Origin of the sequence: Citrobacter sp. Cb028, from assembly GCF_030336705.1 — a bacterium.
Lineage (GTDB): Bacteria > Pseudomonadota > Gammaproteobacteria > Enterobacterales > Enterobacteriaceae > Citrobacter > Citrobacter braakii.
Window position 1 is genome coordinate 555,134 of record NZ_JAOWCZ010000035.1, and the last position, 18,152, is coordinate 573,285.

The 18,152-nt window shown below is 52.7% G+C and carries 14 protein-coding genes; 6 read left to right on the forward strand and 8 right to left on the reverse strand.

Features of this window, described 5'->3' with window-relative positions:
* The first annotated feature begins 80 nt into the window (after positions 1-80).
* Positions 81-515 carry a DoxX family protein gene (locus tag OGV75_RS21465; RefSeq protein WP_016156945.1) on the forward strand — a complete coding sequence of 145 codons (435 nt, stop codon included), beginning with the start codon at positions 81-83 and terminating at the stop codon, positions 513-515.
* A 72-nt stretch (positions 516-587) separates the two neighbouring features.
* Here OGV75_RS21465 and OGV75_RS21470 read toward each other — a convergent pair whose 3' ends face one another.
* The 5 genes from OGV75_RS21470 to aqpZ form a co-directional block, all read right to left on the reverse strand.
* Entirely contained in the window at positions 588-2,204 is a 1,617-nt protein-coding gene (locus OGV75_RS21470; RefSeq protein ID WP_286481168.1) for an FAD-NAD(P)-binding protein, read from the reverse strand.
* A gap of 201 nt (positions 2,205-2,405) precedes the next feature.
* Entirely contained in the window at positions 2,406-3,374 is a 969-nt protein-coding gene (gene hcr, locus OGV75_RS21475) for an NADH oxidoreductase (protein WP_181547320.1), read from the reverse strand.
* A gap of 10 nt (positions 3,375-3,384) precedes the next feature.
* Positions 3,385-5,037 (reverse strand): hydroxylamine reductase, encoded by a 1,653-nt coding sequence (gene hcp / locus OGV75_RS21480; RefSeq protein ID WP_286481171.1) that lies wholly within the window; start codon positions 5,035-5,037, stop codon positions 3,385-3,387.
* A gap of 155 nt (positions 5,038-5,192) precedes the next feature.
* Positions 5,193-6,092: a LysO family transporter gene (locus OGV75_RS21485; RefSeq protein ID WP_016153656.1), complete on the reverse strand. Its 900-nt coding sequence runs from the start codon at positions 6,090-6,092 to the stop codon at positions 5,193-5,195.
* Positions 6,093-6,235: 143 nt separating this feature from the next.
* Positions 6,236-6,931 (reverse strand): aquaporin Z, encoded by a 696-nt coding sequence (aqpZ, locus tag OGV75_RS21490; RefSeq protein WP_016156940.1) that lies wholly within the window; start codon positions 6,929-6,931, stop codon positions 6,236-6,238.
* Between the two features lie 372 nt (positions 6,932-7,303).
* Between aqpZ and OGV75_RS21495 the strand changes: the two genes are divergently transcribed.
* On the forward strand, positions 7,304-8,962 hold the full coding sequence (locus OGV75_RS21495; protein WP_016153655.1) for an ATP-dependent endonuclease: 1,659 nt from the start codon (positions 7,304-7,306) through the stop codon (positions 8,960-8,962).
* Here OGV75_RS21495 and OGV75_RS21500 read toward each other — a convergent pair.
* On the reverse strand, positions 8,959-9,906 hold the full coding sequence (locus OGV75_RS21500) for a VirK/YbjX family protein (protein WP_047359135.1): 948 nt from the start codon (positions 9,904-9,906) through the stop codon (positions 8,959-8,961). The genes OGV75_RS21495 and OGV75_RS21500 overlap by 4 nt on opposite strands.
* 160 nt (positions 9,907-10,066) lie before the next feature.
* Between OGV75_RS21500 and macA the strand changes: the two genes are divergently transcribed.
* Both macA and macB read left to right on the forward strand, forming a co-directional pair.
* Positions 10,067-11,182: a macrolide transporter subunit MacA gene (macA, locus tag OGV75_RS21505; protein WP_016156938.1), complete on the forward strand. Its 1,116-nt coding sequence runs from the start codon at positions 10,067-10,069 to the stop codon at positions 11,180-11,182.
* Positions 11,179-13,125: a macrolide ABC transporter ATP-binding protein/permease MacB gene (gene macB / locus OGV75_RS21510; RefSeq protein WP_286481173.1), complete on the forward strand. Its 1,947-nt coding sequence runs from the start codon at positions 11,179-11,181 to the stop codon at positions 13,123-13,125. The genes macA and macB overlap by 4 nt, the downstream gene beginning before the upstream one ends.
* A gap of 74 nt (positions 13,126-13,199) precedes the next feature.
* On the opposite strand, the gene cspD is transcribed toward macB, so the two are convergent.
* Entirely contained in the window at positions 13,200-13,424 is a 225-nt protein-coding gene (cspD, locus tag OGV75_RS21515; protein WP_003036813.1) for a cold shock-like protein CspD, read from the reverse strand.
* 323 nt (positions 13,425-13,747) lie between these two features.
* Here cspD and clpS point away from each other — a divergent pair, with 323 nt between their 5' ends.
* Complete coding sequence (gene clpS, locus OGV75_RS21520; protein WP_003036810.1) at positions 13,748-14,068, forward strand: ATP-dependent Clp protease adapter ClpS; 321 nt, start codon at positions 13,748-13,750, stop codon at positions 14,066-14,068.
* A 30-nt stretch (positions 14,069-14,098) separates the two neighbouring features.
* Positions 14,099-16,375: an ATP-dependent Clp protease ATP-binding subunit ClpA gene (clpA, locus tag OGV75_RS21525; protein WP_016153651.1), complete on the forward strand. Its 2,277-nt coding sequence runs from the start codon at positions 14,099-14,101 to the stop codon at positions 16,373-16,375.
* Positions 16,376-16,632: 257 nt separating this feature from the next.
* Here clpA and trhP read toward each other — a convergent pair whose 3' ends face one another.
* The gene (gene trhP, locus OGV75_RS21530; protein WP_046275427.1) at positions 16,633-17,994 is read right to left on the reverse strand and encodes a prephenate-dependent tRNA uridine(34) hydroxylase TrhP; all 1,362 of its coding nucleotides are present in this window, start codon (positions 17,992-17,994) and stop codon (positions 16,633-16,635) included.
* Positions 17,995-18,152: the final 158 nt, after the last annotated feature.

Sequence of the window (18,152 nt, forward strand, 5' to 3'; positions counted from 1 at the left end):
TCTTATTTCCGGCAGTTTTCATTAAGCCTGTATTAAGCGTAGTTTGTTATTGGATATGGTTAAACAAGGAATAAATTCAAATGGTTATAAAACTATTAAATACAGTTAACCGGGTACTGACTCATGAAGATTTTGGCAAGTTTTTGTTACGTATTGCCGTGGGGGGATTAATGCTGTTTCATGGGCTGCATAAACTGTTCGCGGGGATTGATGGCATCAGTGGCATGCTGATAGCGAAAGGTTTCCCTGGCTTTATTGCGTATGGCGTTCTGCTGGGAGAGGTTGTGGCACCGTGCCTGATTATTCTTGGGATCCTGACGCGTCCGGCGGCGTTGGGGCTCGCGTTTACGATGGTGGTGGCATGGCTGATGGTCGGGATGGGTGAAACCTGGTCACTGGATAAAACCGGCGCATGGGCAATTGAAAGTCTGGTGTATTTCTTCATCGGCGCTCTGGCCGTGGCATTTTTGGGCGCGGGGCGTTTCTCCGTTGCCGGAAACTCGGCCTGGCGATAGTTTGCCATCCGAGAATCAAGACAGAGGCGGGGACGCGATAACCTATCTCCGCCTCGCCATTAAGTCTGGCCGCTAATCCATTTCGTCACTGCTCCACAGTTTGTGCCGACGTTTCAGTGCACGTTGCGTCAATGCCTTTGCCATCGCGGCGCCTATTTCAGCGCTAACCACCAGCCCCTGAATAAAGGGACGGTCGTGCATCAACCACGGCAGTCCGCCAAAGGCGATGCGGTTGCGGGCGTTTTCCGGCGCTTGCAGCGTGTAATCTTCGCCGATATCCGGGATCTCATCGCCACAGGCCAGCAGTTGATCGCGTAGCGTTGGGAACGGAATATCTTTGCTCTGCAATGCCCGTTGTCCTCGGGCGTCAATAAATACATCAAATTCACTGCGCTGACCGTGGTGGTAAATGACCGTCCTTTCCTGCTCATTTGTACGCTCATAATCCTTGCCGAGTGCGAGGATCTCAATCAGCCCGGCATCGTGCAGAGCCAGCAATCGGCGGATAGATTCAGACGGGATTGCCGCATAGTTATCAATAAAGACGCGCGCCAGTCCGTGCCTGAAACGTTTTTCGTCGCGAGCATCAAGATGAGGAACGATCTCTTCAATAACCTCGTGTAGGCGCAATAAGGTATAGCGCCAGGCGACGGTATGTTGTTCCTGCTTGTTGCGCTCAACCTCCACCAGGTTACGCCTCGCCCAGTCAAAAGAGTCATGCTTGAGCCTGTCGGCAAAATAGACCTCGGGGAATGTGTCGGCGTTAAGCGTTGCAAGTGCTACCTGTTGGCACCACCCTGGCGCCGCGTCTTGCAGTTGTTGCACAATAAGCCGGAAGATGCGGTCCAGTAATCCGTTTTGGCCCTCGGCAATGGCGTCTTCAATCGCTTCTTGCGTCGCGATATTCAGCGGTTCATAGGGAAGAGGGCAGTAAAAATCCGCTTCAGGCAGCACACCGCTGCGCGACATCAGGGTCAGCTTCAGGTTTTGGCTGTCGGGTTTACGCGTGAACTGCAGTGAACGGTCGGTATTGGTGGTGAAGGTACCATGCTGACTGACCACGGCCATCGCCGCGTCGATAGCGCTTAGCGAGGTGCCCAGAATACCCACCCTGCAAGCGCTAATCTGCGCCTCCATCAGGCCGGTCCACGGACTGGGGAAAAACTTGCGTGCTTGAGCATCAGTTTCTGGCCACAGATGACCGCTGGCGATAGCGGCGAAATCCACTTCGACGGGCTGTGACGCGTGATTGATCCACAGAGAGACCCCAGTCGGGTTTGCTTGCAGGTCGGTGACTTTACTTGATTCATATACGCGAATTGGGAACCCGGATCTTTGCGCTTTATCGACGATGGCTAAAAAACGATCGCGATAATAGTCGCCGAGGATCACCCGGGGCAAAAATTGCCGCTCATGCAACGATGTACGTTCAAGCCGAAACTGCGCTAGGTATTCATCGCTTTGATTCTGTAGCCACGTCAGATAACTGATATAAATCGGCGGGATCTCAATGCTGGCTATATTGGCCAGCATGTGGTCTCCGTTGTTGTCGCTGTTATAAGGCATGCCTACGCCAGCTTCCTCAGCTTGCTCATAAAGCTGTATCTCCAGCGGTTCACCGCGCTCAACGAGGGCATGAAACGTATAAATTCCGGTGGGACCTACGCCGACGATGGCCACTTTTTTCATGGGGATCCTTTGTAGAAAGTTCGACGTGGTAGTCGGGGTTTTGCTTAACCTGTGCCAGGTAAGTGTGGTCGATAATTCGCAGGAGGAGGACGGGATTTTGCCTGGGAGGGGGAAAAAATAGGAATTTTGCAGCGTCTGACAGCATAAAAAAAGGCCACCCGATATAACCGGGTAGCCTTTTGTACATCAGATATCGGCCAATTACGCCAGCACTAAATCACCCTGCGGATGACAGGAGCAAGCCAGCACATAACCTTCAGCAATTTCTGCGTCGGTCAGCGTCATGGTGCTGCTGACCGTGTAGTTACCGTCAACCACTTTGGTTTTGCAGCAGCCGCAAACGCCCGCACGGCATGCGGCGACAACCGGCACTTTATTGCTTTCCAGCGCTTCCAGCAGCGTACTGCCTACCGGCGCATAAAACTCTTTTGCCGGCTGCAGTTTGGTGAACTTCAGACCGCTGGTGGCGGCTTCAGCTACCGGGGTGAAGAACTGCTCTTTAAAGAAGCGTGTCACGCCCAGCGCGTTGACTTCTTTCTCGACCAGATCCATATACGGCGCCGGGCCGCAGGTCATCACGGTGCGCGAAGCCAGGTCCGGTACGCTTTGCAGCAGTTCGGTGGTCAGTCGGCCGGAAACAAAACCGTCAGTGGCATTGTTTTCAGCAACTAAGGTCACCGGATACTCGCGCCATTCGTCGGCAAAAATGACATCTTGCGGTGAACGGACGTTAAAGATCACCTGCACATCTGCCTGTGGGCGGTATTTTGCCAACCAGCGACGCATTGACATGATTGGCGTGACGCCACAGCCAGCGGCTAGCATCAGGAATCTGTCTTCCGCTTTATCATCACAGGTGAATTCACCCATTGCATCGGACAGCCAGATATAGTCGCCGCGCTTCACGTCGCGGGTTAACCACTGTGAGCCTGCGCCATCGTCAATGCGGCGGATGGTCAGCGTGATGTATTCGCTAACGCCCGGCGTTGAAGAGAGGGTGTAAGCACGCAGCGTGTCCGCTGAATTACGTACGCTGACCAGTGCATACTGCCCGGCGCGGTACGGATAATAGTCGTGGCACAGCAACGAAATTGTCCATACATCCGGCGTTTCCTGATGGATGTGATGAACCTGCATCCGCCATGGGCACTGATGAGTTGGCATTGTCATTCTTTACTCCTTACGCGCTCAGCAGTTGCTTCATGTCTTCTTCAACGGTGGTCACGGAACGCAGACCGAACTTCTCTTTGAGAACTGCCAGCAGGTCCGGCGTGAAGAAGCCAGGCGCAGTCGGGCCAGTGACGATGTTTTTCACACCCAGAGACAGCAGGGTCAGCAGAATGACAATCGCTTTCTGTTCGAACCAGGAGAGCACCAGAGACAGCGGCAGATCGTTCACGCCACAGCCCAGTTTCTCAGCCAGGGTTACCGCCAGGATGATGGCAGAGTATGCATCGTTACACTGACCTGCATCGACCAGACGCGGCAGGCCTTCGATATCGCCGAACTCCAGTTTGTTGAAACGGTATTTACCGCACGCCAGAGTCAGGATCAGGCAGTCGTCCGGCACGCTGGTGGCGAAGTCGGTGAAGTAGTTACGTTCGCCACGCGCGCCATCACAACCGCCAACCAGGAAGATGTGACGCAGTTTTTCGCGGCTTACCAGGTCGATCAGGGTATCAGCCGCGCCCAGCAGAGTCTGACGACCGAAACCAACGGTGATCAGGTGCGGAATTTCGCTGTACGGGAAGCCCGCCATCTGCTGAGCCTGAGCAATTACCGGAGCGAAGTTGTCGCCTTCGAGGTGGCTTACACCCGGCCAACCGACGATGCTACGAGTCCAGATACGGTCATCGTAGGCACCAACGGTTGGGTCGATGATGCAGTTAGAGGTCATTACGATTGGGCCCGGGAAGCGGGCAAATTCAACCTGCTGATTCTGCCAGCCGCTGCCGTAGTTACCGATCAGGTGTTTGAACTTACGCAGTTCCGGGTAGCCGTGCGCCGGCAGCATTTCACCGTGGGTATAGACGTTAACGCCGGTACCTTCGGTCTGCTCCAGCAGGTTGTACAGATCTTTCAGGTCGTGACCGGAGATCAGGATGCACTTACCTTCGGTTGCTTTGACGTTGACCTGAGTTGGCGTCGGGTGGCCGTATTTAGTGGTTTCGCCAGCATCCAGAATGCTCATCACTTTGAAGTTCATCTGGCCGATTTCCATTGAGCACTCCAGCAGAGCGTTCATATCGGAAGGCCAGGTTCCCAGCCATGCCATGATTTTGTGGTACTGAGCGTAGATGTCGTTGTCGTATTGACCGAGAACGTGCGCGTGCTCCATGTAAGCTGCCGCACCTTTCAGGCCGTACAGGCACAGCAGACGCAGGCCGAGAATGTTCTCGCCAATGGCTGCTTTGTCTTTGTTCGGGGTAAATTCAGCGGCCTGACGTTGCAGGTCGCCCAGATCGTCGCTGACCAGTTGCAGATCGGCCATCGGGTTAGCGACCGCTGCGTTCGCGTCGATGTTCAGGCATTGCGCTTTCAGGGCGTCGCGCATGGCGATAGCTTCACGGGCATAGCCAACAATACGCGGGGAATCGAAGTTAACGTTGGTCAGCGTGGAGAAGAATGCACGCGGCGCAAAGTTATCAACCTCATGGTCGATGATGCCGTATTCACGTGCCTTAACAGCCCATGCAGACAGACCTTGTAGGGAAGCAATCAGCAGATCCTGCAAATCGGAGGTTTCAGCCGTTTTACCGCACATACCCTGCGCGTAAGAGCAGCCGTTTCCTGCCGGAGTACGGATGGTTTGTTCACATTGCACACAAAACATGGTCACACCTTTTAAAGTTATATTTAATATACATGTTTAAGGTTATGCCTGTGCGCGAAGGGATAAAAGGGATTTCTGCTACAACTTGCAGGGAGATTGATTTAGCGCAATTTTAGCGGTAGATGACTACCGCCAGAGAGGTATCTGTCCTGACTTCAGGCGGAGAAAAACGCCATCAGCAAAGGCACTAACAGACTCAGAATAAAGCCGTGGACGATGGCTGCCGGAACCATCTCCAGACCGCCGCTGCGTTGTAGCACCGGTAAGGTGAAATCCATTGATGTCGCGCCACATAGCCCCAGCGCGGTTGAGCGGCTGCGGCCCACCATTCCAGGAATCAACATAATGGCAATCAATTCGCGGGCCAGGTCATTAAAGAAGGCGGCGCTACCAATCACCGGCCCGAACGATTCGGTTAACAGAATACCGGACAGGGAGTACCAGCCAAAACCTGATGCCATCGCCAGCGCGGTTTTCAGCGGCAGGCCGAGGATCAACGCATTGATAACCCCCGCCAGCATCGAACTGGCGACGACGACCACCGCAACAATCATCCCCCGGCGATTCAGCACAATTTGCTTTAAGGTCATACCGCTGTTGCGCAGTTGAATCCCGACCAGGAACAGTAAAAAGATTAACGTATATTCGCTGGCTTCGGTGGCGTGCTGCAGAATAGGAAGACCGGTGAGGCCGAGCAGAAAACCCACGACGACGACGCCACAAAGCTGGAGCGACTCAAGTGCCATCGCAATTCGCGAGGGTAGCTTTTCTTGCTTGTGGTTATGTCGCCAGGGCAGCGAACGCTCCAGCCAGAACAGCGCCGCGATATTACACAGCAAAATGACCGTCACGCTGACCGCAGAATAATGAAGAATGGCTAACAGGTTGCTGGCGAGATTATCCAGAAACGCCAGGCTGATACCCATAAAAAAGAGAATAAGGTAGACGATCCAGCTCAACAGGCGATTGATGAGTTTTAATGCAGCCCTGTGCCGAAGCGGAATAAGGTAGCCCACAATAAGGGGAACCAGAATGATTAACAGCCCTGAAAACATGAAAACCAGATCCTTGCTGAGAGTAAGACGAAATGCGCCAGCACACACTACTCAATGCAATGAAGGGAGTAAAGTTGCAAATAAAAGGAAATATAGCGGGGAAAAAAAAGACCTGACTTGCGCCAGGCCTTTTTTGTTATCGATTAATCGCGTTTTTCCAGCAGAGTGCGGTAAATAAGACCGCCGAGGACCCCACCGATAATCGGCATAACCCAGAAGAACCACAATTGCTGTAATGCCCAGCCGCCCTGGAAGATGGCTACAGCGGTACTACGTGCCGGGTTAACGGAGGTGTTGGTAACCGGAATACTGATCAAGTGGATCAGGGTTAACGCCAGACCAATCGCAATGGGTGCAAAACCTACCGGAGCATGTTTATCGGTCGCACCGTGGATCACTAATAAGAAACCAGCGGTCAAAATAATTTCAATTACGACGGCAGACATCATTGAATAGCCGCCAGGTGAATGTTCACCAAAGCCGTTCGAGGCAAAACCACTGGCAGTTGCGTCAAAACCAGCTTTACCGCTGGCAATAAGATACAGTGCCGCTGCTGCAACAATACCGCCCACAACCTGAGCGATAACATAACCAATAACGTCTTTTGCCGGGAAGCGACCGCCCGCCCATAAACCGAAGGTCACCGCCGGGTTAAAGTGTCCGCCGGAAATATGACCTACGGCGAATGCCATGGTTAATACGGTCAAACCAAACGCCAGCGCGACACCGGCAAATCCAATACCCAACTCCGGGAATGCTGCGGCCAGAACTGCGCTACCGCACCCACCAAAGACGAGCCAAAACGTACCGAAGAATTCGGCTGCTAATTTCCTGAACATAACCACCTCAATTAAAAGTTCCGGGTTCGTGTTCCTTACCCGGTAATTCATCGCTAAAAGGGACGATGATGAAAGAGCCGGTATTTTAGAAAAAAACATCATCCCTTCGCCAGTTAAATTGATGAAAAAATTTGATTTAAGGCAATATGTTGTGATTCCTTTTTGAATATTGGATGAATGAAGCATAGTTCAATTAGCAAAACGGCGATGATTGAGTTCTGAAATAATATTCCGGGGAAAACATAAGAAGAATATTCTTATATTTTTTGATTTCTGCGACTAACCTCCTGATCATATCGGGTGTCCTGAGCGCCCGCTTGCCGTTATACTCCTGATAACTTGAAGGAAAAAGTTAGCATTTCCGGAGGCTATATGATTCTCGAACGCGTTGAGATTGTTGGATTTCGTGGTATTAACCGTCTGTCGTTGATGCTGGAGCAAAGCAACGTGCTGATTGGGGAGAACGCGTGGGGTAAGTCCAGTCTGCTGGATGCTTTAACCCTGTTGCTGTCGCCGGAAACTGATTTGTACCACTTTGACCGCGAAGATTTCTGGTTCCCGCCGGGTGATATACAAGGCCGGGAACATCATCTGCATATCATCCTGACGTTTCGTGAGTCTCAACCGGGTCGCCACCGCGTGCGCAGGTATCGTCCTCTGGAAGCCAGCTGGACGCTGTGTCAGGATGGCTATCACCGCATTTTCTATCGACTGGAAGGTGAATGTGCGGACGACGGTAGCGTTCTGACGTTACGCAGTTTTCTGGATGGCGAGGGCCATCAGCTTCCCCTCGACGACATTAACGATCAGGCGCGGCACCTCGTGCGTTTGATGCCAGTACTGCGCCTGCGCGACGCGCGTTTTATGCGACGGATCCGTAACGGTACGGTGCCGGATTCGGCGGATGTCGAAGTGACCGCGCGGCAACTGGATTTTCTGGCACGTGAACTGGCTACCCGACCGCAAAACCTGACAGATGGGCAGATACGTCAGGGGTTATCGGCCATGGTACAGCTATTGGAACACTATTTTTCTGAGCAAGGTTCCAGTCAGTCCCGCTATCGTCTGATGCGTCGACGTTCCAATAACGAACAACGTAGCTGGCGCTATCTGGATATTATCAACCGTATGATTGATAGACCGGGCGGACGCACGCACCGCGTGATCTTGTTGGGACTGTTTTCGACGCTGTTACAGGCCAAAGGTACGCTGAGGCTCGATAAAGACGCCCGGCCGTTACTGTTGGTAGAAGATCCTGAAACGCGTTTACATCCGATTATGCTGTCGGTTGCCTGGCACCTGCTGAATTTGCTTCCTCTGCAACGGGTGGCGACCACCAACTCAGGTGAGTTACTGTCCCTCACCCCCGTGGAACACGTTGTCCGCCTGGTGCGTGAGTCCTCCCGCGTCGCCGCTTGGCGGCTTGGGCCAGGTGGGATCAGCGCAGAAGATGGTCGGCGTATTGCCTTTCATATTCGTTTTAACCGTGCATCGTCGTTGTTTGCCCGCTGCTGGCTGCTGGTGGAAGGCGAAACGGAAACCTGGGTCATTAACGAACTGGCCCGCCAGTGTGGGCACCACTTTGATGCGGAAGGTATCAAAGTCATTGAATTTGCCCAGTCCGGCCTTAAGCCGCTGGTTAAGTTCGCCCGCCGGATGGGTATCGAGTGGCATGTGCTGGTTGATGGTGATGAAGCTGGGAAAAAGTATGCCGCTACGGTGCGGAGTTTGTTGAATAACGACAGAGAAGAAGAGCGCGATCATTTAACCATGCTTCCCGCGCTGGACATGGAACACTTTATGTATCGCCAGGGGTTCGCTGACGTATTCCACAGGGTGGCGCAAATCCCCGAAAACGTGCCCATGAATATGCGCAAAATTATCTCGAAGGCGATTCACAGGTCGTCAAAACCAGATTTAGCCATTGAGGTGGCGATGGAAGCCGGGCGGCGCGGCGTTGACGCGGTGCCAACGCTGCTGCGAAAAATGTTTTCCCGCGTGCTGTGGTTGGCACGCGGCAGAGCGGATTAGTTGCGAAACATCGACGACAGCTGCGAGTGGATGCTGTCCAGTAACTGGTAGCGACGGCGGTATTCCGCGCGTTTTTTGCTGGCAATGTCCGCTTCGCTTTTTCGCGCCATTGTGCGTGGGATATGGTAATAGCCGTGACTGTCGCACTCACCGCCAACCGACTCCCAAAATGCGTTGTAGTCGGAAAGTATCACCTTGTTTTTATCGTGGTAACGCGGGCTGCGAAAGATATGCTGTTCATTGCTGACCGCCATGACCTTTTCGATATTCAACTGTTCTGCTAAACGGCAAATGGCTTCCATAATTATACGTTTTGGGAAAATACCGTGGCAGGACTTCGTCGCTTTTTGTATTGCTTCATGTGGAAGTTGCGAATTGCCCTGTACGCCGCCAATGAATAATGTACTTTTCCCATTATATTCGCAGAACGTAAACGTCATTTTGGTCAGCACGTCCCCGTCGCCATTTTGCACCTGAATGGTACTTTCTCCCTCTTTATCCAGTACCGGGAACATCATCATGGTTACGGTAAATATATCGCCATCTTTGCCTTCAATTTGCGCCAGCTGTAAACCGTCATTGGTTAATAAGGCGTTAAACTCTGCGGGTAAGAATGCGTGGCGGATAACATGGTAATGAAAACGCACCGCGTCTAAACGCATTTTACGAGTGAAATTTGCCGCGAGGTAAGGACGGTGCATACGCACCGGCAGCCGGGGTTGGCGGGAGAGCAGGCTTTCAAGGTCCGGCCATTGGGCGAGTTCACTCATCCATTCCTGAGTCAGACGGGGTATCAACAATGAGCGCCAGATAAACTTACGACGAAAGCTCCGTTTATCCCAGCAATGTGCGGGTCGTATATGACCGCTGCTCAGGCCGTAAAAAAGGCCAAAGCTGGTAATGGGTTTAGTGGAAAGAAAAGTGCTTTCAGTTAGTTGACTCATAATTTAAATCCGATTGATACTCTGGTACTAATTTCAACACAGCGGATCTTAACCATTCATCAATAACTCTGTTATTCTTGCGTTTTTCAACGGCTATTTATTTAACGTTGATGTTTACCACTCCACTCTGGTGGACGTATTGGGGGAAATTGGGACATTTATGAAGCTCAAGGGAAAAATCAAAAAGCGCTATTTTCTCTTCGCCATCATCATTATTGTGGCGATAATTGCACTTTGGCGAACGCTTAATGCGCCTTTACCTCAGTATCAAACGTTAATTGTGCGTCCGGGCGATCTGCAGCAAAGCGTACTGGCAACCGGCAAACTGGATGCGTTGCGTAAAGTTGACGTCGGGGCGCAGGTAAGCGGGCAGTTAAAAACGCTGTCGGTCGCGATTGGCGACAAAGTAAAAAAAGATCAACTGCTTGGCGTTATCGATCCTGAACAGGCGCAAAACCAGATTAAAGAGGTTGAAGCGACGCTGATGGAATTACGCGCTCAGCGTTTACAGGCTGAAGCCGAGTGGAAACTGGCGCGGGTAACGCTTTCCCGTCAGCAACAGCTGGCGAAAACCCAGGCTGTCTCGCAGCAGGATCTCGACACGGCGGCTACTCAGATGGCGGTCAAACAGGCGCAAATCGGCACAATTGATGCGCAAATTAAGCGTAATCAGGCCTCTCTCGATACGGCAAAAACCAACCTTGATTACACCCGCATCGTCGCGCCAATGGCAGGCGAAGTCACGCAAATTACTACCCTTCAGGGGCAAACCGTTATTGCTGCCCAGCAGGCACCTAACATTCTGACATTGGCAGATATGAGCACCATGCTGGTGAAAGCGCAGGTTTCCGAGGCGGATGTGATTCACCTGCATCCCGGGCAAAAGGCCTGGTTTACCGTACTGGGCGATCCTCAGACGCGCTACGAAGGTAAGCTCAAAGATGTTCTTCCGACGCCAGAGAAAGTGAATGATGCAATTTTCTACTATGCTCGCTTCGAAGTTCCCAACCCGAAAGGGATCCTGCGTCTGGATATGACCGCTCAGGTCCATATCCAGCTCACGGATGTCAAAAATGTCCTGACGATCCCGCTGTCGGCGCTGGGCGATCCTATTGGCAACAATCGTTATAACGTCAGGCTGCTGCGTAACGGCGAAACCCGTGAACGCGAAGTGGTTATCGGCGCGCGTAATGACACCGATGTGGAGATCGTGAAAGGGCTGGAAGAGGGGGATGAAGTCATCACCGGTGAGGGCAACGCTGGAGCGCCAAAATGACGGCATTGCTTGAACTGAGCAATATCCGCCGCAGCTATCCATCAGGCGAAGGCCAGGTCGAGGTATTGAAGGACGTATCCTTGAGCATTCAGGCCGGGGAAATGGTAGCGATTGTCGGGGCGTCTGGCTCGGGTAAATCGACGCTAATGAATATTCTCGGCTGTCTGGACAAACCCACCAGCGGTACGTATCGGGTTGCCGGGCGCGATGTCTCCACGCTGGATAGCGATGCGTTAGCCCAGCTGCGTCGCGAACATTTCGGTTTTATCTTCCAGCGTTATCATTTGTTGTCGCATTTAACCGCCGCGCAAAACGTTGAGGTGCCTGCAGTCTACGCTGGCACCGATCGTAAGCAGCGCCTGGCCCGTGCCCAAGAACTCCTGCAGCGACTGGGTCTGGGCGACAGAGTCGACTATCAGCCTTCCCAGCTTTCCGGTGGTCAGCAGCAGCGGGTCAGTATTGCGCGTGCGCTGATGAACGGGGGACAGGTTATCCTCGCCGACGAACCCACCGGCGCGCTGGACAGCCATTCAGGCGAAGAGGTGATGGCGATTTTGCATCAGCTGCGCGATCGCGGGCATACGGTGATTATCGTCACTCACGACAGCCAGGTTGCCGCACAGGCCGAACGCGTCATTGAAATTCGTGACGGCGAGATTGTGCGCAATCCGCCGTCGCACAAACCCTCTACCGGGCACGATATCGCGGAGCCGACGGTGAAAACGGCGTCCGGCTGGGGGCAGTTTGTCAGCGGTTTTCGCGAAGCGCTCACTATGGCCTGGCTGGCAATGGCTGCGAATAAAATGCGAACGCTACTGACCATGCTTGGGATCATCATCGGTATTGCTTCGGTGGTGTCGATTGTGGTGGTAGGCGATGCGGCTAAACAGCTGGTACTGGCAGATATTCGCGCTATTGGCACCAATACCATCGATATCTATCCTGGCAAAGATTTCGGCGACGACGACCCACAATATCAACAGGCGCTGAAGTATGACGATTTAACGGCGTTACAGAAGCAGCCCTGGGTCAGTTCGGTGACGCCTGCGGTGTCGAAAAACCTGCGGCTACGCTATGGCAATATCGACGTGGCAGCCAGTGCTAATGGCGTTAGCGGCGACTATTTCAACGTCTATGGCATGACGTTTAGCGAAGGGAGCACTTTTAACGCTGAACAACTGGCGGGTCGCGCTCAGGTGGTGGTGCTCGACAGCAATACCCGTCGTCAATTGTTCCCCAACAAAGCGAAAGTTGTCGGCGAAGTCGTGCTGGTGGGGAATATGCCTGCCACGGTGATTGGTGTTGCAGAAGAGAAACAGTCGATGTTTGGCAGTAGCAAGATCCTGCGGGTCTGGCTGCCTTACAGCACCATGTCCGGGCGAATTATGGGGCAGTCGTGGCTGAACTCGATCACCGTGCGGGTGAAAGACGGTTTTGATAGTGCTCAGGCCGAGCAGCAGCTCACCCGACTACTGACGTTACGCCACGGTAAGAAGGATTTCTTCACCTGGAATATGGACGGTGTCTTGAAAACCGCCGAAAAGACCACACGTACATTACAACTCTTCCTGACGCTGGTGGCCGTGATTTCGCTGGTGGTCGGTGGGATTGGTGTGATGAATATTATGCTGGTTTCGGTAACCGAACGAACGCGCGAGATTGGCATTCGTATGGCGGTTGGCGCCCGCGCCAGTGACGTACTGCAGCAGTTCTTAATTGAAGCGGTGCTGGTGTGTCTGGTTGGCGGCGCGCTGGGCATTAGCTTGTCGATGCTGATCGCCTTTACGCTTCAGCTATTCCTGCCTGGCTGGGAAATAGGTTTCTCACCCGTAGCCTTATTGACGGCGTTTCTGTGTTCGACTGCGACCGGGATTTTGTTTGGCTGGCTACCGGCGCGAAATGCGGCGCGGCTGGATCCGGTAGATGCTCTGGCGCGGGAATAATACCATCGAGATAAAAATGCCAGCCGCAAAGGCTGGCATTTTGACTGCGGGATGTACACAATGAAACAGAAGAGCTATGCGACAGCTTCTGCTTCAATGACAGGCACGATGACACTGGCATGATTGCCTTTTGGCCCCTGGTGGACATCAAACTGGACAGATTGTCCGGCTTTTAGCGTTCTGTAACCATCCATCTGAATGGTGGAGTAATGGGCGAAAATATCTTCGCCGCCGCCTTCGGGGCAGATGAAACCAAACCCTTTGGCGTTGTTGAACCACTTAACAGTACCCGTTTCCATGCTTCGACATCCTTCGTAAATCTTATATAAGTAAGATGGAATGAACCGGTGGCGGAGTGGGGGCTGTTCAAAACCTCGCCAACTCTCGAAACTACAATTTAGAGAAATCAGGCGAGGCGTCAAGCGCCAGGCTGACGGAATAGGGTAAAAATGCATCAAAATTTGAAGCAGTTAACGCTATTGTCGGTTATGTGACAGATGTCGCGGATGGCACTAATAGATGATAGTTATCTAATACTTGAGGTAGATTGATTGTGCGCATAGGCTGCTTGTCAGCGGCAAGATTTTCTGCCGGAAACCGTAACTGAAGATGACGACTGACAATGGGTAAGACTAACGACTGGCTGGATTTCGATCTGCTGGCGGAAGATAAATTGCGCGACGCGCTAAAACCGCCATCTATGTATAAAGTGATATTAGTCAATGATGATTACACTCCGATGGAGTTTGTTATTGACGTGTTACAAAAATTCTTTTCTTATGATGTAGAACGTGCAACGCAACTGATGCTTGCCGTTCACTATCAAGGTAAAGCGATTTGCGGCGTATTCACTGCCGAAGTGGCTGAAACCAAAGTTGCGATGGTGAACAAGTATGCGAGGGAGAACGAGCATCCGTTGCTGTGTACGCTAGAAAAAGCCTAAATGCAGGCATAAATATTGGGGGAGGTGCCTATGCTCAATCAAGAACTGGAGCTCAGTTTAAACATGGCTTTCGCCAGAGCGCGCGAGCACCGACATGAGTTTATGACCGTCGAGCACTTGCTACTGGCATTGCTCAGTAACCCATCGGCCCGCGAAGCGCTGGAAGCGTGTTCTGTGGATCTGGTGGCGCTGCGTCAGGAACTCGAAGCCTTCATTGAACAAACCACACCCGTATTGCCTGCCAGTGAAGAAGAGCGCGACACGCAGCCCACGTTGAGTTTTCAGCGTGTGTTGCAACGCGCGGTCTTTCATGTTCAGTCCTCCGGGCGCAATGAAGTTACCGGTGCTAATGTGCTGGTCGCCATCTTCAGCGAGCAGGAATCTCAGGCGGCTTATCTGCTGCGTAAGCATGAAGTGAGCCGCCTTGATGTGGTGAATTTTATTTCTCATGGCACGCGCAAAGACGAACCAAGTCAGTCCTCTGACTCTGGTAATCAGCCGAATAACGAAGAGCAAGCTGGCGGGGAGGACCGTATGGAGAACTTCACGACTAACCTTAACCAGCTTGCCCGTGTGGGCGGAATTGATCCGCTCATTGGCCGGGACAAAGAGCTGGAACGCGCCATTCAGGTACTGTGCCGTCGTCGAAAAAACAACCCGCTGCTGGTGGGTGAGTCTGGCGTCGGGAAAACCGCTATTGCGGAAGGCCTCGCCTGGCGTATCGTCCAGGGCGACGTGCCGGAAGTGATGGCTGATTGTACCCTTTACTCTCTGGATATCGGCTCGCTGCTGGCGGGTACCAAATACCGTGGCGATTTTGAAAAACGCTTTAAGGCGCTGCTGAAACAACTGGAACAGGATACTAACAGCATTCTGTTTATCGATGAGATCCACACCATTATCGGCGCGGGTGCGGCATCGGGCGGCCAGGTGGATGCGGCTAACCTGATCAAACCGTTGCTCTCCAGCGGTAAAATCCGTGTGATAGGCTCCACAACCTATCAGGAATTCAGCAATATCTTTGAAAAGGACCGCGCGCTAGCACGCCGTTTCCAGAAAATCGATATCACTGAGCCGTCGGTTGAAGAGACCGTGCAGATCATCAACGGTCTGAAGCCGAAATACGAAGCGCACCATGACGTTCGCTACACCGCCAAAGCGGTGCGTGCAGCGGTCGAACTGGCGGTGAAATACATTAACGATCGTCATCTGCCGGACAAAGCGATTGACGTGATCGATGAGGCGGGCGCGCGGGCACGTCTGATGCCGGTCAGCAAGCGCAAGAAAACCGTCAACGTGGCGGATATCGAGTCCGTCGTGGCCCGCATTGCGCGGATCCCGGAGAAGAGCGTTTCGCAGAGCGATCGCGATACGCTGAAAAACCTGGGCAACCGTCTGAAAATGCTGGTATTCGGACAGGATAAAGCCATTGAGGCGCTGACTGAAGCGATCAAAATGAGCCGTGCTGGTCTGGGACACGAGCATAAACCTGTCGGTTCGTTCCTGTTTGCCGGACCGACTGGCGTTGGTAAGACCGAAGTCACGGTGCAGTTGTCCAAAGCGCTGGGTATTGAGCTGCTGCGTTTTGATATGTCCGAGTATATGGAACGTCACACCGTCAGCCGCCTGATTGGTGCGCCTCCGGGATATGTCGGTTTCGACCAGGGCGGTTTGCTGACGGATGCTGTCATTAAGCATCCGCATGCGGTACTGCTGCTGGATGAAATCGAAAAAGCGCATCCGGACGTCTTTAACCTGCTGCTGCAGGTGATGGATAACGGTACGCTGACCGACAATAACGGGCGTAAAGCGGATTTCCGCAACGTGGTGCTGGTCATGACCACTAACGCCGGCGTGCGTGAAACCGAGCGTAAATCGATTGGGCTGATTCATCAGGACAACAGTACTGATGCGATGGGCGAAATCAAAAAAGTGTTTACGCCGGAATTCCGTAACCGTCTCGACAACATTATCTGGTTCGATCATCTCTCTACTGAGGTGATTCATCAGGTTGTTGATAAGTTTATCGTCGAACTTCAGGTTCAGTTGGATCAGAAAGGTGTCTCTCTGGAAGTGAGTCAGGAAGCCCGCGACTGGCTGGCTGAGAAGGGCTATGACCGCGCAATGGGCGCACGCCCGATGACGCGCGTTGTCCAGGATAACCTGAAAAAACCATTGGCTAACGAACTGCTGTTCGGCTCGCTTGTGGATGGCGGTCAGGTGACCGTTGCGCTGGATAAAGAGAAAAATGAGCTGACTTATGGTTTCCAGAGTGCGCAAAAGCACAAGCCAGAAGCAGCACATTGATATCTAATCACCTAATCAACCGGGCGTAATGCCCGGTTTTTTTTCGCCTGAAAGTCGTGATTTGAATAGGGGGGTAAACGGCAGGCAAAAAATAAGCCTGCGTAAGGGAGATTACGCAGGCTAAGGAGGTGGTTCCTGGTACAGCTAGCATTTATGGGTTATGTTTTTCAGCGGATGGGATAATACCCTTAATGAACGAAGCGGTATGTGATCGATTTCTAAGAATCTTCCGAACGCTGAAAAATAACCGTAATTAACTACTTAGCATGTGGGTTGCGCGTGGACTCACCGGTAAAATTACGCATCAACAATGCATAATTCAGATCGATATCCTCCGGTACAGGCATCCACACGGTGTAACCATCGCCCGGCGCAACCGGCATCGCTTCGCCTTTCGCGTTTTCCATCTGTTCGAGGGTAAAGTTGATGTTGCCCTGTGGGGTCATCAGCTCCAGGCTGTCGCCGACGGTGAATTTATTTTTCACCAGCACAGCCGCCAGTTCACCTTTACGTTCGCCAGTGAATTCGCCGACAAACTGCTGACGCTCGGAAACAGAGAAGCCGTATTCGTAGTTCTGATAGTCGTCATGCGTATGGCGGCGCAGGAACCCCTCGGTGTAACCGCGATGCGCCAGACCTTCCAGCGTTTCCAGCAGTTGCGGGTCGAACGGTTTCCCGGCAGCGGCATCATCAATGGCCTTGCGATAAACCTGCGCGGTACGTGCACAGTAATAGTATGATTTAGTACGGCCTTCAATTTTCAGCGAATGCACGCCCATCTGAGTCAGGCGCTCAACGTGGGCAATGGCACGCAAATCCTTCGAGTTCATGATGTAAGTGCCGTGTTCGTCTTCAAACGCGGTCATGTACTCACCCGGACGCTGGGCTTCTTCGATCATAAAGACTTTGTCAGTTGGCGCGCCAATACCCAGCGTCGGCTCAACATTTTGTACCGGGATAGGCTCATACTTATGCACGATATTGCCCACCACGTCTTCTTTGCCTTCCTGCACGTTGTATTCCCAGCGGCAGGCATTGGTACAGGTACCCTGATTTGGGTCACGCTTGTTGATGTAGCCAGAGAGCAGGCAGCGGCCGGAGTAAGCCATGCACAGCGCGCCGTGAACAAAGATCTCAATTTCCATATCCGGCACCTGGGTGCGGATCTCTTCAATTTCTTCCAACGACAGTTCGCGGGACAGGATCACACGGGTCAATCCCATCTGCTTCCAGAATTTCACCGTCGCCCAGTTTACGGCGTTAGCCTGTACTGAAAGGTGAATGTCCATGTCAGGGAAGTTTTCGCGCACCAGCATAATCAGACCGGGGTCGGACATGATCAGTGCATCCGGTCCCATTTCCACCACCGGTTTCAGGTCACGAATGAAGGTCTTCAGCTTGGCGTTATGCGGGGCAATATTAACCACCACATAGAATTTTTTACCCAGTTCATGGGCTTCATTAATGCCTAGCTGCAGGTTTTCGTGATTGAATTCGTTGTTGCGTACGCGCAGTGAGTAACGCGGTTGGCCCGCATATACAGCGTCTGCGCCATAGGCGAAAGCGTAACGCATGTTTTTCAGCGTTCCCGCCGGGGAAAGGAGTTCCGGTTTAAACATAATTATCTCGTTCTGATGACAGGTCAGACTCGCCTCACTCAATGAGGCGGTTAGGGGAGTGCCCCCATATTAAGGGCGGGCATTGTAGCGCTGTGGGGAAGACAGGTAAAGAAAAACGCCGGGCGACAGCGTGGCGTTACCCGGCTGAGCGAGTCATT

What these genes read in the sequence shown, in the direction of transcription:
- clpA (WP_016153651.1), top strand. Translation starts at nt 14,099, where the DNA reads ATGCTCAATCAAGAACTGGAGCTCAGTTTAAACATGGCTTTCGCCAGA.
- cspD (WP_003036813.1), bottom strand. Translation starts at nt 13,424, where the DNA reads ATGGAAACGGGTACTGTTAAGTGGTTCAACAACGCCAAAGGGTTTGGT.
- OGV75_RS21485 (WP_016153656.1), bottom strand. Translation starts at nt 6,092, where the DNA reads ATGTTTTCAGGGCTGTTAATCATTCTGGTTCCCCTTATTGTGGGCTAC.
- OGV75_RS21495 (WP_016153655.1), top strand. Translation starts at nt 7,304, where the DNA reads ATGATTCTCGAACGCGTTGAGATTGTTGGATTTCGTGGTATTAACCGT.
- trhP (WP_046275427.1), bottom strand. Translation starts at nt 17,994, where the DNA reads ATGTTTAAACCGGAACTCCTTTCCCCGGCGGGAACGCTGAAAAACATG.
- macA (WP_016156938.1), top strand. Translation starts at nt 10,067, where the DNA reads ATGAAGCTCAAGGGAAAAATCAAAAAGCGCTATTTTCTCTTCGCCATC.
- hcr (WP_181547320.1), bottom strand. Translation starts at nt 3,374, where the DNA reads ATGACAATGCCAACTCATCAGTGCCCATGGCGGATGCAGGTTCATCAC.
- aqpZ (WP_016156940.1), bottom strand. Translation starts at nt 6,931, where the DNA reads ATGTTCAGGAAATTAGCAGCCGAATTCTTCGGTACGTTTTGGCTCGTC.
- OGV75_RS21470 (WP_286481168.1), bottom strand. Translation starts at nt 2,204, where the DNA reads ATGAAAAAAGTGGCCATCGTCGGCGTAGGTCCCACCGGAATTTATACG.
- clpS (WP_003036810.1), top strand. Translation starts at nt 13,748, where the DNA reads ATGGGTAAGACTAACGACTGGCTGGATTTCGATCTGCTGGCGGAAGAT.
- macB (WP_286481173.1), top strand. Translation starts at nt 11,179, where the DNA reads ATGACGGCATTGCTTGAACTGAGCAATATCCGCCGCAGCTATCCATCA.
- OGV75_RS21500 (WP_047359135.1), bottom strand. Translation starts at nt 9,906, where the DNA reads ATGAGTCAACTAACTGAAAGCACTTTTCTTTCCACTAAACCCATTACC.
- hcp (WP_286481171.1), bottom strand. Translation starts at nt 5,037, where the DNA reads ATGTTTTGTGTGCAATGTGAACAAACCATCCGTACTCCGGCAGGAAAC.
- OGV75_RS21465 (WP_016156945.1), top strand. Translation starts at nt 81, where the DNA reads ATGGTTATAAAACTATTAAATACAGTTAACCGGGTACTGACTCATGAA.